Source organism: Acinetobacter schindleri CIP 107287 (genome assembly GCF_000368625.1).
In the GTDB taxonomy this organism is placed as follows: Bacteria; Pseudomonadota; Gammaproteobacteria; order Pseudomonadales; family Moraxellaceae; genus Acinetobacter; species Acinetobacter schindleri.
Window position 1 is genome coordinate 638,229 of the sequence record NZ_KB849576.1, and the last position, 15,458, is coordinate 653,686.

A 15,458-nucleotide genomic window follows, 5' to 3' on the forward strand; every position below is an offset into this window, starting at 1 on the left:
AAGATGGCATTGTGAATATTGCAGAATCTCAAGATAAAGTTACGATTGTTGGTCAATTAACATCAATTCCTGCTGATAGCATTGAAACGATAATTACTGTTACTGTTGGAACTGAAACAGTAAATGCGATTATTACCGATGCCGTAACTGGCACGTGGACAGCGGAATTATCAGGTTCATCATTTGGAGATGTGGCGGGTGAGGTTGTTGCTGAAGTAACATTCAAAGATAAAGCGGGTAATGAATCGAATAAAACAGCAAATGCTCCATATGCTATAGATTTAGAAGCTCCTAAATATACGAATAGTTATATTAATGAGGATGGAAAGATCGTTCTAGAGTTTGATGAATTGCTTGATAACGATAATCCTCCTACATTCGACTCCTTTGTGATTATCAAAAATACGGATGAGGTTGTTGAGATTCAAGGGGTTGAAATCGTTGATCAGCAAGTTGTTATCACAACTGTGAAGCCGATTTATCAATCCGATAAAGTTCAGGTTTCTTATGTAGATAAAGACTTGAAAGATAAAAATGCGATTCAAGATGATGCTGGCAATGGTAGTTCAGAATTTAATACTGGTATTTTATCTAATGACTCGTTATTGAGTGGATTGGTGTCTGATTTTAATAATATTTCAGGTGTGCCAACATCTGTTAATCAAGACACTTTAGTTGCTACTGGTGTTGATATTCTTAACCTATTTAATGTAACCAATACTACACAAAATACGATAAAGGCAGGAACAGAATTTACATTTACAGCTGATGAATATGCAGGTAATCATTCAGTTCAAGTAAGTTTAGATACTAGTTCATTATTGTCTGTTGCAAAGGCATATGGTGTTGTTTTACAGCAAAAGAATAATGAAGGTGAGTGGGTTAATCTCATTTCTGCACCAATGGGTCAAAATGGTGTTGTTGCATCATTAGGAACTCAATATGCGTTAGGAGCGATTGATAACAATAGTGCTTCTGTCACATTTAGTGGTTTAGAGCCAGGTCAGTATCGTATCGCAACATATGCAGATCAAAGTGAACTGAAAAAATTGATCAGTGATATCGAGTTGGCTAATTTGGGTCAAGGTGGTTATTTATTAGGTAAAGATAATCAAGATGCCTTAATTAAAGAGTTGAAATCGATTTTAGGTCAAGATTCAATAGCAGGTGCAACACTCGTTGATTATCTAGAAGGTATTTTAAATGCAGTTAATCTTTTAACATTCCCTATATCCGCATTAGTCGATAAAGTTATTGGCTCCACATTACTTAACCCGTTGATGACTGCTTTAGATAAAGTCATTGATGTTGTTGTTGGTAACTTGGTTAATAATTTAGTCAGTGTTTTGCAAAAAACTACTGTAACAGTAAGTCCATCTACGACTTTCTATACAGCTGAAGGAAACGTTATTGATAATGATGCTTTAGATAATATTGAAGTTAAAAAAGTTGAGGTTACGACAGAAAAGTCATCATCAAATGAAGTGAGCGAACCTGTAATAACGGAAATTAATGGCTCTACAGTAATTAATGGTAAATACGGTAAATTGATGATTCAGCCGAATGGTGCATATAAATATACCGTTAGTCCACAATTTGCTAATGCAGACTTAGTAGAGACGTTTAAATATACTGTTGATAATGGTGCATCAGAAACTTTAATAATTAATATTTCTAAAGCGACTCAGGAGTTACTTGCTGTAGATAATAATGTTGATCTAAATCTAAATGTGGCTCCTTCTGAACATTTCATGACAAAGGCTGAGTTAGGTGAATACAGTAAAACTACAGTTAATGTTGCTTATATCGGTTTAGGTAGTGTGCTTGATCTTGGAGCTTTAACACCAGCAAATGCACTGCAATTTACAGTGGATCCATTGACTGAGCAGGTAATTACCTTCAATGGTAAGTCTGGTGGTGTGCAAGTCCTCACAAACTACAATTTATATGTTTATAAATTAAATGAAAAAACGAATAAATTGGATTTGGTTGAGTTAAAAGAAAACTGGTTTGGTGTAGCTCTGCTGGGAGGTGCATCTAAGCAACCAGCTACCTATACATTTGATGAAGGTCAGTATTATGCAGTTCTAGAACCAGCAAGTGGTGTCAATGCACTTTATGGTTACACGCTTGAAGCTTCTCAGAATAAAGTTTTGAACTATGCTAATCCAATTTCTGTTTCAGGTATTGCGAAGGGTAATTTAATTACCGATATTGATCTTCAGGCAAAAGGACAAGATGTAGGACCTAATATAGAGCATTCATTTATTACACAGGTAGTTGGTGTTAATGGTGCGGTTGCGGTAAATACAGATCAAATTACTGATGCTGTGGTCGTTCAAGGAAAATATGGTCAGTTAACCATTGCCGCAGATGGTACTTATAGTTATGAAGCTTTCAACAGTAAAAACTTCAACTATGGGGATGTAGATGAATTTACTTATACGATTTTCGACCCAATATCTGGGCAGTCTGATGATTCGCAACTTAACATCACTTTAGACTTCTCAAATACAGAAAATGGCTTATCGACAGTAGTTGCTTTGTTAGAGATTGAGCCGACGGTTAAAACTTTAGTTGAGAAGGTAGAACTTGAGGATGTTAATCTCAATACCATAACGAAAGGTAAGATTAATGCGACAGCATTTAGTGTGGCTGAAATATCATTAGGCGACGTTGTAGATGCGGGAATTATCTCTGCTGATAATAGTATTAATATAAGTGTCAAATCGGGAGAATTGGCGAATATTAAATTCCATGCAAGTGCTTATCAGGCTGTATCTGTAGCAAGCATATTTGACTTACAGGTTTATAAAAAACTTGATAATGGTCAGCTTGAATTGTTTTACACCAAGCCGAACTACGTCGTTCTTCCAGTAACATTGGTCATTCCTTTAGGTGGTATTCATATTGGAGATCCAATTAATCTTGATTTCCCTGAAGGCGAGTATGTGGCATTGTTAAATAGCACTGCTGGTATCGGTGCTATTGGTGGTACAACACTGGAAGTTAAAGAAATTTCGGTTGAAGACTACAATAATCCAGTAGTGTATAAAGGTGAGGTTTCAGGTAAGTTAGATATTCCAGTTGATGGAAAAATCTATACTTTAAATGGAAAAAAAGTCGAAAGTCTGGAATCGACTGTAGTGAAGGGCACATATGGAACATTAACGTACCATGCAGATGGTACTTATGAGTATTTCGTCGATGCTACTTATCAAATACCGCAGTTTGGCATGATCGATACATTTAGCTATTCGTATAAAGAAGCGAATGGTGAAGTTGTATCTTCAATCCTAAATGTCAAATTATCTACTGTTGATGCAAATCAAGATAAGCAATTTGATTCAGAAAAAAAGGAAATTGATATTGCTGCACCAATGGTGAATAAAGTCGAACAAGTCATTATTGATGAAAAGACAGGACTCCGTTTACCAATATGGGATGAAATTAAGGACAAGGAATCAAAAGTTATTGAGATTGTAAATACGCCATATATGACGACAGATTTAACATTCTCATTAAATGTTGATTTGGATATTAAAGGTCTTTACAAGACAGGTTTGCATTTTGAGCTATATAAAATTGTTAAAAATGCCCAAACTGGAGAGGTTACGTATTCTAAAGTAGGAGATACAATTTCACTTAAAGATGTGCAAAAAGATACGCTCTCACATACTTGGGAGAATTTAAAATCTGGTACTTATACAGTGAAATATTCCATCGATGGCCATAATGGTACAGGAATGGATTATGGTTTCAATTTCTCTCAAACATATAACTACCATGATTCATGGACCTCTACTGGCAAAGATGCCGATTATCTAGCTGGCCAGGTTATAGGTAATTTCCTTTCTAACGATAAATTCGCGCTTGGTCTAAAAGATCAAGCTATCGTGAAATTTGGAAATAAATATCTTTATTTAGGTTCTAATGAAGTTCAAGAAATCACAGTTTACGGTAGTTATGGTGATCTTGTAGTAAAATCAGATGGTAGTTACGTATTCACGCCAAACGGTCTTGGTGGTGGTAGAGAGTATTTCGACTATGAAATTATTTCTCCAACAGGCGAGTCTGATAAAGCAGCGATAGAATTTAGTGTTGCTAAAGTTATTCAAGGGAATGAATTTAATAATCTAGTTGAAAGTTCAGCTTCTAATGATATATATACTTTAAGCTCAGGCTCTGACACTGTAATTTTTGATGTTTTAGATTTGTCTCATAATAATGGTGGTAACGGCATAGATACTTGGACTGACTTCCACTTAACAACATCATTAACAGATGAAAATGCCGACAAAATCGATGTAAGTTCCTTGTTAGTAGGTTATGAGCAAGGTGATGATCTGAAAGAATTTGTCTCGATCGGAAAAACTGCAGATGGTAAAGCTATCGTTCAAATTGACCGTGATGGTAAGGCAGATGAGTTCCAAAAAACCGATCTATTGGTACTAGAGAATCAAACTGTTGCTACGCAGCAAGCTCAGCTGGATTTACTCAATCAATTAATCGCAAATCAACAACTTATTGGTTAATTCATCGATCAGGAGAAAGTGGAATCACTTTCTCCTGATGAACTGTCATTTACAAATATCGAGTCAAACATGAAAAAAGCATTATTGTCTGTATTAGTCCTTACAGCATCATTCACACTAGCAAATGCAAATACGGAAACAAAAAAATCAGCAAATTTAGGTGATTTTCAAGGTCGATACGCCCTTGATTGTTCAGTGCAGAAAGCCAACAACTTATCTTATGTAGTCGGAGATAAAAGCATTTTGCGTTTGATTTCTGCGAAGAAAAAGTTGGGCGCATTTGAAAAGAAATTTGTACGCCAGGGCAGAAAAGCAAGTGATAGTTCGCAGTATCAATTTACGGTTGCATACACAGGTTTTGATGTCGACTTTTATAAGAAAGGTGAACAGAACTGGATCAACGTACGTAGCACTGGCATCGTAAATCATTTTGGTCCAAAAACTAAAGAAGCACTGGTCCAATGCAAAAGTGAAACTTAGTTCTAAAACTCACTAAAACTACGAGTGAAAAAAGACTAGTTAGATACTGGTCTTTTTTTAATTCTTAAATTCATTAATGAATTTGCTAATTTTATAAAAACATATCTTAAAACTTTATGAAAAATAATGCTTAGGTTAAGATGAGCCATCATTTGTAAAAGCATTCTAGAAGACCTATGCAACCATTTGTTCTATATAACTCAGAGCAACGTAAAAAAGTAGAATTTGTGCCTCGTAAAGAAGGTCAGATTGATTTGTATGTTTGTGGGATGACGGTCTATGACTACTGTCATATCGGACATGCACGTACAGTGGTTGCATTTGACTATATTATTCGCTTCTTACGTAGCCAAGGCTGGCAGGTGAAATACGTACGTAATATCACCGATATTGATGATAAAATCATTAAACGTGCCAATGAAAATGGGGAAAGCATTTCATCACTGACCAGCCGTTTTATTGATGCGATGAATGAAGACTTTGCCAAGTTAGGCTGTCTTACACCAGATGCTGCACCAAAAGCCACCGACTATATCGATCAAATGCAAAATATGATTGATACACTAGTCAATAACGGCACAGCATATCCAGCCAATAATGGAGATGTGTATTTCGAAGTTGAAAAATTTGCCAAATATGGCCGTCTTTCAGGCCGTAAACTGGAAGATATGCAGGCAGGCGCTTCTGAACGTGTAGACGTCGAAGTTGAGAAAAAACACCCATTTGACTTTGTACTTTGGAAACATGCCAAAGAAAATGAACCTTCTTGGGCTTCACCATGGGGCAATGGTCGTCCAGGATGGCATATTGAATGTTCTGCGATGTCAACCTGCTGCCTGGGCAATCATTTTGATATTCATGGTGGCGGTGCTGATTTAAGCTTCCCGCATCATGAAAACGAGATTGCACAATCTGAAGCAGCGACAGGTGAGCAGTATGTGAACTACTGGATGCATGCCGGCTTCATCAATGTTGATGGTGAAAAGATGTCGAAGTCTTTGGGTAACTTCTTTACCATCCGTGATGTGATTGAAAAATTCCATCCGGAAGTGGTGCGTTACTTTATTGTGTCTTCACACTACCGCAGCCCAGTGAACTATTCTGATGTGGCCTTAAAAGAAGCGAAAAATACGCTGATGCGTTTCTATCATTCTTTCAAAGCTTATCAGGCAGTATATGGCGAACAACTGGTTGAAACTCTGGATCAAAGCTTTGTTGAGCGTTTCAATACAGCCATGTGTGATGACTTTAATACACCAGAAGCCATTGCTGTATTGTTTGAACTGAATAAAGAGCTGAATCGTGCAGTAAAAGACCAGAATCAGGAACAGGCTGCTGTTTATTATTCTACTCTGCGCCATCTCACCAATATTCTGGGTCTGGTACAGCACAATGTCGACGAATTCTTAAAGTCTGATATTGGTCAGGAAGCTTTAGGCTTGTCTGAAGAGCAGATTGAAGATCTGATCCAGCAACGTAAAGATGCCAAAAAAGAGAAAAACTTTGCTCGTGCTGATGAAATCCGCCAGTCTTTATTAGACCAAGGGGTGGTGCTGGAAGATACCCGTCAAGGAACGGTATGGCGTCGTGCTGATTAATTCGACAGTTGAATCGATAGAGAGTTGACAGTTAGCAGAAACTCTCTATAATTCACTCCCATATTGCGGGAATAGCTCAGTTGGTAGAGCACAACCTTGCCAAGGTTGGGGTCGCGAGTTCGAGTCTCGTTTCCCGCTCCAAAATTCAAAAAACCCTAATCAGAAGATTGGGGTTTTTTATTGTCTGTGCAAAATAAAAAGGAAAATCAGAACTGATTTTATATGATTAAATTTTGAATAATGAGGGGCTTTTAGTCAGGCAAATTTCAAAACATTCAGTTTAAGTTTTATGAAAAGCCATACATTTTGAAACCTGTAATTTGCATAGATATGATAAAATTGCGAAAATTATTGTTGCTAGACTGAGTCAACTCTGTATATAGAGTTAAGGTAAACCTACTTTGAACCCACCAAATATGCCAAATCAAATAGACTTCCAGAAAGTTGCACTTGAAACACTGCGTATCGAAGAACAAGCATTACAGATTTTAGCTGCCCAAATCGATGAGCGTTTTAGTCAGGCATGTGAAATTATCCTGCAGTGTAAGGGGCGTCTGGTGATTACCGGGATGGGGAAATCCGGGCATATTGGCCGCAAAATGGCCGCGACTTTTGCCTCTACAGGTACGCCTTCATTCTTTATGCATCCAGGTGAGGCGGGACATGGAGATCTCGGCATGCTGGTGCCGGGTGACGTACTGATTGCCATTTCAAACTCAGGCAAGAGTGATGAAATCATGATGCTCATGCCTTTGATTAAGCGGCTGGAAATTCCTTTAATTACCATTAGTGGTGACGACAAAGGCCCTATGCCACAAAATGCTGATGTCGCTTTAACTTTGGGTAATCTGCAAGAAGCTTGTCCGCTTGGTCTGGCACCAACTTCAAGTACTACAGCAACTCTGGTGTTAGGTGATGCCTTGGCTGTAGCACTGCTGGATGCACGTGGTTTTACTGCTGATGATTTTGCCCTCTCACATCCAGCAGGTGCCTTGGGTAAACGCTTATTGCTGCATGTTAAACACCTGATGCATACTGGTGCAGAACTGCCGAAAGTGTCACCAGATACACCGATGAATCAAGTTTTATACGAAATTTCAAATAAACGCCTAGGTTTAACCACAATTGTCGATCAAAATGATGTTCTGCTGGGTATTTTCACGGATGGGGACTTGCGCCGATTGATTGATAAGCAGCAAGGTTTTGATGTCAATCTGCCGATTCAAGAAGTGATGATCAAAAATCCTCTGACGATTTCTCAGGAAGCACGTGCTGTAGTAGCGCTAGAACGTATGAATGAACGTAAAATTAATCAATTTGTAGTTGTTGATGATGCCAATAAAGTCATTGGTGTAATTAGTATGCATGACCTGATTCAGGCTGGGGTAAATTAATAGATGGCATCTTATGTATTATTAGAGCAGGCACGTCATATTGCAGCACTGGTGCTTGATGTAGATGGGATTCTAAGTGACGGTTTTGTCACGCTAACCAATACGGGTGATGAGATCAAGTCCTTTGATATTCGTGACGGTCTGGGTATGAAGCTGGTTCAGCAAGCTGGAATTAAAGTGATTATCATCACTGGACGTCAAAGTAATATTGTAGAAAAGCGTATGTCTGATTTAGGGGTAGACCTAGTCTATCAGGGGCGTGAAGACAAAGGCGTTGCCCTCAAAGAAGCTTGCGCTCAGTTGAATATCGATCCTGAAGATTGCCTGTATATGGGCGATGACTGGCCCGACCTGTCAGCTTTTGCCATTGCTGGCATGAAAGTGACAGTTCCAAATGGTCATGTCGAAGTACGTCGTCGTGCCGATCTGGTGACTCAGGCGATGGGTGGCCGTGGTGCGGTGCGTGAGATCTGTGACATGCTTTTAATGTCTAAAGGTGTTTACCAAGAATTACTTGAAAAGTTTACTCGTGCGCCATATTAATCAACTATACGTTCTGGATTAAGTACACCGCTTATGGATACTAAAGTTTTATACGTAACCGCGATTATTCTCGCAGCCATAAGTGGTGGTTATTATTATTTCAGTGGAAGTGGCAATAAGCTTCAGGTAGATGCTGCACGCAGTATGAAATCCACAGCTGAAAATATTAATTTGACACAAACCGATGAAAAAGGTGAGCTGGCTGTTCGTGCTCAAGTCGATCGACTCGAGCAGGATATGCAGAAAAAAACCTCGAAGCTGGAAAATATGAATGCTTCTATGTACAAAGATGGCAAAGTAGATTCTACTTTTTATGCCAAACTTGTGAATGGGTACGAGGATAATACTAAAGTGATCCTTTCTCAGCAGGTGGTAGCAACCAAGATTCTGCAAGATGGTCAGCTTCAGTTCAAGACAGAAGAGTTAACAGGTTTCCCTAAAACACGAGAAATTGAAACGGATAAAGCTGTAGAAGTAACGACTCCACAAGCTGAGTTTATCAGTCAGGGCTTGAAGGCAAATCTAAATGACGGGCAATACGAATTTTTTAATATTCGAGGAAAGTATGAACCAAATTCTTAAACCTAAAATGACGACTACTTTCCTAAAGCGTACTGCGCTTGCTGCTGTGCTCGGGTTTACTTCACTCGCAGCATTGGCAATTCCTTCAGACCGCCAGCAGCCTATTTCACTGGTAGCTGACCGTGCAACTTTTAATGAGCGTACCGGTATCACAACTTATACCGGTAATGTCATTATTGAGCAAGGGACCATGAAACTTCAGGCAAACTCAATTGTGGCGAACCTGAATAGCAAGAAGCAAATCAGCACGATTACAGCAAATGGCAGTCCTGCACGTTTCCAGCAACAGATTGATGCTGCTAAAGGAATTGCGAAAGGTCAGGCACAGAAGATTGTCTACAATGCTGATACCGGTATTATTACCCTGACAGGTAATGCTTTCCTGGAACAGGATGGGGCTAGTATCCGTGGTAATACGCTTCGATATAGTATGAATAAGGGGGATATTGAAGCTGTCGGTACGCCAAATAAAACCGGTTCTTCTTCAGGTCGTGTACAGATTGTGATTCCACCATCCAGTTCTAAATCCTTCCCGGGAGCACGTGACTAATGGCTGAATCAAAGGTTCAAACTTTAACCATTAAACATCTGGCGAAAAACTATAGTAAACGTTGGGTGGTGAAGGATGTATCCTTCAGCATGGAAAGTGGTCAGATCGTTGGTTTGCTTGGTCCGAATGGTGCAGGTAAGACCACCAGCTTCTATATGGTGGTTGGTCTGGTGCGTATGGATAAAGGTGAAATATATCTGGATGATCTGGATCTCTCAGATTTGGCCATGCATGAACGTGCCCGCAAAGGGATTGGTTATCTGCCGCAGGAAGCCTCTATTTTCCGGAAGTTGACCATTGCTGAAAATATCATGGCGATTCTTGAAACCCGTAAGGAATTGACCAAAGCCCAGCGTCAGCAGCGCCTGGCAGAATTGCTGGCAGACTTTAAGATTACCCATATCAAAGATTCTCTGGGCATGAGTGTCTCTGGTGGTGAGCGTCGTCGTGCGGAAATTGCCCGTGCGCTGGCAGCTGATCCAAAATTCATGTTACTTGATGAACCTTTTGCCGGGGTCGATCCGATTTCTGTCGGAGATATTAAAGACATTATCACAACCTTGAAAGATCGTGGTATTGGGGTATTAATTACTGATCATAATGTGCGTGAAACTTTGGCAATCTGTGAGCATGCGTATATTGTCAGTGAAGGTGCAGTGATTGCAGAAGGTACACCACAAGAAATCCTGAATAATGAAACTGTTAGAAAAGTGTATCTGGGTGATGACTTTACCGTGTAATTCGGCTTTATTACCTTAATCAAGCCCACACAGTCAACTTTAGCGTTGTTGTGTGGGATTTTTTCGTCGAAAATATTTTAGTATCATCAATTTTAAAATATTTTTGGTATATAGTTAGTTTAAAAACGACACCAATAATCATGCTATTGCAAGCAAAAAAAATTAATAAACTTCGGGGTAATTTACAGGGGAAAAAAAGGGTATTGATCGCCCTTTTACTGCCTTTGCAAATGTCTCAGGTTTATGCGGCAGATACGGAAAAGGGATATTTTCAGGGATTCAAACAAGGGGTCAGTAAACTGTTCTCCCCTGAACCTGTAAAATCCTCACATACGGTTGATCTGCGGGATTTGAGTAATTATCAGCTGGATACCTCACGTGTTCAGGAGTTGCCCCAAGTAGGCGGCTTTCAGAATGGTACTCGTTCCCAGAATAATATTCCAGCCATGGGAATTCCCAGACGAATTAATCTTAAGGAGGCTGTACTTACAGCAGTTCAGCGTCGTCCCGAGATTTCACAAAGTATATCTTCGCTGTCCTCTCAGGCTGCCAATATTGATGTGGCAAAGGCACAATACTATCCACAGATTTCGGGTGGATTTGGAACAGCAGATTTAACCAAGGGCGAACGCGGTCGTCAGGTAGTTTCCTTGAATGCGACCCAAATGCTATATGATTTTGGCAAGGTAAAATCCAGCGTAACCACTGAAGAAGCCAAGCTTGCCGAAGCGCAGGCACGGGTTCTAGTCAGCCTGGATCAGATTGCACTTGAAGTGGCAGATGCCATTGTCAATATCAAGCGCTATCAGGAAATCACCAAGATTGCCGAGCAGCAGAAACAAGGGATTGCACGAATTGCGGAAATTGCCAATCTGCGAGCCAAAGCCGGGATCAGCAGTCAGGCCGATCCGATTCAGGCCCAATCCAATCTGGAAGCTGCAGAGAATAACCTGATTGTGCAACAAACCCAGTTACGTCAGTATCAACAAAAACTGCGCACTTTACTCGGCTTTGATATATCCAATGTAGAGTGGGAAATTCCAGATAGTCTGATTCAACAGGCCGGACTTTACCAGGAGCCTGAATTTACCAGTATTCCGACGTTGATGTTGGCACATGCTGGCGTGGAAGTTGCACGTTCGCAAAAAGAGCAGGCCAAGCTAAATACTTATCCTACCATTAATATCAAAGGGAGTATGAGTCAGGCCATTAATGGTCGCAATCCGAATAATAATGAAGATGATGGCTTTTATAACTCTGTGATGATTGAAGCCACCAGTAATTTCTATCAAGGTGGGGCGACCAGATCACAGACCCGTGCAGCCAGTTTTGCTGAAGAAGCAGCACGTGCTCAGGTCAATACTGCCTATCTGGATGTAGTCGATCAGGTCCGCTTGATTCGCGAACAGATTGAAAATAAACAGCGACAAATGGACATTCTGGCACAGCGCCGTGCAACCACTGTGCGTACCAGAGAGCTGTATCAGGAACAATATAAACTCGGTACTCGAACCGTAGTCGATCTGCTTAATGCAGAGCAGGCAATTCACAGCGCAGCCCAAGAAATTGAAACCGCGCGCTACGATATTTATACCGCTATTGTTCAGTACATTCAGGTCACCGGTCGCACACGCGATCTTTATGACCTTAACCGTATTTCTATTCAGGGGTTTGAAGTACAGCCATGAGTAATACAATAAATTATCAGCCGTGGCTTCAGGCGATACTTAATATCGCCAAGCATTATCGTATCGAGCCATCTGAGGAAAGAATCCGCTTACAACTCGACTGGAACCAGCATCATGATGTTGATGAACTGCTGAAAGTTGTCACGCGTCAAATCGGACTGAATGTACGTAAAAATAAATTTGATACCAGTCTGCTCAGTCCATGGAAATTACCAATATTGGTGGAATTTGAAAATGGCGAAGTAGGTGTCATCGAGCGCATTGATAATGAAGGCAATGCCAGTGTGCAGCTGAGTGGCGATCAGGGATTGTCTCAGGTCTTTGACCTGGAACATCTGAAGCAGGGTGCTAAAAGCCTTTATATCCTGCGTCCTGAATCTTCAGTACCCGATGCCCGGGTCGATGAATATATCAAGCCTTTTGAAAAAAACTGGTTCTGGTCAATTGTCCTGAATGACTGGAAACGTTATATCGATGTGATGTTTGCTTCTTTAATCGCGAACATCCTCGCACTGGCTACCATTGTCTTTTCCATGAACGTGTATGACCGGGTCATTCCTTCACAGTCCATCCCGACCTTATGGGTACTGGCAGGCGGTGTATTGATTGCGGCAATCTTCGAATTTACCTTACGCGTCTCCCGGATCTATCTGTCTGATATTATCGGCAAGCGCGCTGATTTACGTATTTCTGACCAGGTTTTTGGTCATGCCTTACGCATTAAAAATAAAGAGCGTTCAAAATCTACCGGTACTTTTATTTCACAGATTCGTGAACTGGAAGGTGTTCGTGAATTGGTGACGTCTACTACGGTGACTGCAATTGCCGACCTGCCATTTTTCTTCCTGTTCTTGGGGATTTTCTGGCTCATTGGCGGAAACCTGTTCTGGGTGATGCTGTTAGTCGTACCTCTAATGATTCTACCGGGGATTCTGGCACAGAAAAAACTGGGTGAGCTGGCACAAATGGGTATGCGTGAATCCGCAATCCGTAATGCATTGCTGGTGGAAGCAGTACAAGGAATTGAAGACATCAAGCTACTGCGTGCTGAATCGCGTTTCCAGAACCAGTGGAACCATATGAATGAAGTGTCCGCCGATGTCAGCATGCAGCAACGTAAAATTGTCGGCTTGATGACGGCTTGGACGCAAAAAATTCAAGGGCTGACCTTTGCGATTGTGGTCCTGGTCGGCGCTTTTGCCGTTATGGAAGGTGAAATGACCACAGGTGCACTGGTTGCCTGTTCAATCCTGTCTTCGCGTATGCTTGCGCCAATTTCCCAAATTACCGGTGTCCTGGGTCGTTTACAGCAGGCGAAAGTCGCGAAAAACGGTTTGGATGAACTGATGAAAAAGCCGGTAGATCAGCCGGATTATTCACATCTGATTCACCGCCCATTACTCGAAGGTCAGTACGAGCTGAGCGGGGCAGTATTCAAATATGGTGAAGATGACCCTAAACCGACGCTAGTCATTCCCAAACTGGACATCAAGCCCGGTGAGAAGATTGCGATCTTGGGGCGTAATGGTGCCGGTAAATCAACCTTATTGCAGTTGTTATCCGGTATGCAAACGCCGTTACAGGGCAAGGTTAAACTTGATGGGATTGACCTGAACCTGATTGATCCGGCAGATGTGCGCCGTGATATGGGCCTACTGAATCAAAATTCACAGTTATTTTATGGCAGCATTCGTGAAAACCTGACGCTGGGTGCACCACTGGCAACTGACCAGCAAATCCTGGAAGCTTTGCAACTCACAGGTGCATTGGGCTTTGTTCAGGAAAAGAAAGAAGGCCTGGACCATATTATTCTGGAAGGTGGTGTGGGCTTCTCTGGTGGTCAGCGTCAAGCCTTGTTACTTTCTCGTTTACTGATTCGCCAACCACGAATTTTATTGCTGGATGAACCCACTGCTGCCATTGATGATGTTTCTGAGAAACAGCTGATTGATAATTTAAAAACTTATCTGATTGGCCGAACCATGGTGGTGGCTACACATCGTCGTGCGGTACTTGAACTGGTAGATCGTATTATTGTCGTAAATGACGGCAAGATTGTGATGGATGGTCCGCGGGACCAGATCCTGAACCAATCACAAGGTGGAGCGAAGCGTGTTACGGGAGCAAGCGCATGAGTGCACAACAGGAAATCAAGCGTTCAACCAAAGTCAGCTTTCAGGAACCACCTTTGCCAAAATCAAGTGTGATTATCTGGATCATTGGCATAGGCTTACTGATTCTGCTGACGTGGGCATGGCTGTTCAAGCTGGAAGAAGTTTCGACAGGCACCGGTAAAGTGATACCCTCTTCCAAGGAACAGGTTATTCAGTCTCTAGAAGGTGGTATCCTCACCAAACTGAACGTCAAAGAAGGTGAAATTGTCGAGCAGGGTCAGGTATTGGCACAGCTGGATCCCACCCGTTTTGAATCCAATGTAGGTGAATCGGCTTCTCTGTTAATTTCTTCGCGTGCAACCGCGGCACGCTTACGTGCTGAAGTCACCGGTGCGCCGTTGTCCTTCCCGCCAGAGGTGCTGAAAGAGCCAAAACTGGTGGCAGAGGAAACTGCATTATATAAATCGCGTCGTGCTAATCTGGAACAATCTTTAGCAGGGTTACAGCAGGCCTTGGTACTGGTACAGCAAGAACTGGCGATGACTGAACCATTAGTTGCAAAAGGGGCTGCAAGCGAAGTGGAAGTTCTGCGTTTAAAGCGTGAAGCCAATGACCTGCAAAACCAGATGAATGATGTGCGGAACCAGTATTTTGTGAAAGCGCGTGAAGAGCTTGCCAAAGCCAATACTGATGTGGAAACTCAGCAACAGGTGGTACGTGGTAAATCCGATACGCTGAACCGGACTATTTTCAAATCGCCAGTACGTGGTGTAGTGAAAGAAATTGATGTCATGACCTTGGGAGGCGTTATTCCACAAAACGGCAAGTTGATGACGATTGTACCGCTGGATGAAAAATTGCTGGTCGAGGCACGTATTTCACCACGTGATATTGCCTTTATCCGTCCGGATCAGGAAGCTCTGGTCAAAATTACCGCTTATGATTATTCGATTTATGGCGGCCTGAAAGGTAAGGTCACCGTGATTTCCCCAGATACTCTACGTGATGAAGTCAAGCAGGATCAGTTTTACTACCGCGTTTATATCCGTACCGAAAATGACAAACTGACCAATAAAGCCGGACAGGAATTTAATATCACCCCGGGCATGGTAGCAACCGTGGATATCCGTACGGGTGAAAAAACCGTACTGGATTATCTGGTTAAACCGTTTAACAAGGCCAAAGAAGCATTACGCGAACGCTAATCCTTCATAGTAGTTGTACAAAATCAAGC

General features: G+C 41.5%; 11 protein-coding genes and 1 tRNA gene. All 12 read left to right on the top strand.

What is annotated here, in order from left to right:
- The first annotated feature begins 11 nt into the window (after nt 1-11).
- Nucleotides 12-4,535, top strand: coding sequence for a type I secretion C-terminal target domain-containing protein (locus F955_RS10600; RefSeq protein WP_167539042.1), 4,524 nt, complete (start codon nt 12-14; stop codon nt 4,533-4,535).
- Between the two features lie 69 nt (nt 4,536-4,604).
- Nucleotides 4,605-5,015 carry a hypothetical protein gene (locus F955_RS10605; RefSeq protein ID WP_004894319.1) on the top strand — a complete coding sequence of 137 codons (411 nt, stop codon included), beginning with the start codon at nt 4,605-4,607 and terminating at the stop codon, nt 5,013-5,015.
- A gap of 176 nt (nt 5,016-5,191) precedes the next feature.
- On the top strand, nt 5,192-6,613 hold the full coding sequence (gene cysS, locus F955_RS10610; protein WP_004894322.1) for a cysteine--tRNA ligase: 1,422 nt from the start codon (nt 5,192-5,194) through the stop codon (nt 6,611-6,613).
- 65 nt (nt 6,614-6,678) lie between these two features.
- A tRNA-Gly gene (locus F955_RS10615) sits at nt 6,679-6,754 on the top strand.
- Nucleotides 6,755-7,029: 275 nt separating this feature from the next.
- Nucleotides 7,030-8,007, top strand: coding sequence for a KpsF/GutQ family sugar-phosphate isomerase (locus F955_RS10620; RefSeq protein WP_004894325.1), 978 nt, complete (start codon nt 7,030-7,032; stop codon nt 8,005-8,007).
- A gap of 3 nt (nt 8,008-8,010) precedes the next feature.
- Nucleotides 8,011-8,550, top strand: coding sequence for a KdsC family phosphatase (locus tag F955_RS10625; RefSeq protein WP_004894328.1), 540 nt, complete (start codon nt 8,011-8,013; stop codon nt 8,548-8,550).
- 33 nt (nt 8,551-8,583) lie between these two features.
- Nucleotides 8,584-9,132 carry an LPS export ABC transporter periplasmic protein LptC gene (lptC, locus tag F955_RS10630; RefSeq protein ID WP_004894330.1) on the top strand — a complete coding sequence of 183 codons (549 nt, stop codon included), beginning with the start codon at nt 8,584-8,586 and terminating at the stop codon, nt 9,130-9,132.
- Nucleotides 9,116-9,682: a lipopolysaccharide transport periplasmic protein LptA gene (lptA, locus tag F955_RS10635; RefSeq protein WP_004812577.1), complete on the top strand. Its 567-nt coding sequence runs from the start codon at nt 9,116-9,118 to the stop codon at nt 9,680-9,682. Before lptC ends, lptA begins: the two co-directional genes overlap by 17 nt.
- A complete protein-coding gene (gene lptB / locus F955_RS10640) occupies nt 9,682-10,422 on the top strand; it encodes an LPS export ABC transporter ATP-binding protein (RefSeq protein ID WP_004812578.1) in 741 nt (246 codons plus the stop codon). The genes lptA and lptB overlap by 1 nt, the downstream gene beginning before the upstream one ends.
- A gap of 140 nt (nt 10,423-10,562) precedes the next feature.
- Nucleotides 10,563-12,110: a TolC family outer membrane protein gene (locus F955_RS10645; RefSeq protein WP_004894333.1), complete on the top strand. Its 1,548-nt coding sequence runs from the start codon at nt 10,563-10,565 to the stop codon at nt 12,108-12,110.
- On the top strand, nt 12,107-14,245 hold the full coding sequence (locus F955_RS10650; protein WP_004894334.1) for a type I secretion system permease/ATPase: 2,139 nt from the start codon (nt 12,107-12,109) through the stop codon (nt 14,243-14,245). The genes F955_RS10645 and F955_RS10650 overlap by 4 nt, the downstream gene beginning before the upstream one ends.
- Nucleotides 14,242-15,429 carry a beta-barrel domain-containing protein gene (locus tag F955_RS10655; protein ID WP_004894337.1) on the top strand — a complete coding sequence of 396 codons (1,188 nt, stop codon included), beginning with the start codon at nt 14,242-14,244 and terminating at the stop codon, nt 15,427-15,429. The genes F955_RS10650 and F955_RS10655 overlap by 4 nt, the downstream gene beginning before the upstream one ends.
- Nucleotides 15,430-15,458 lie beyond the last annotated feature (29 nt).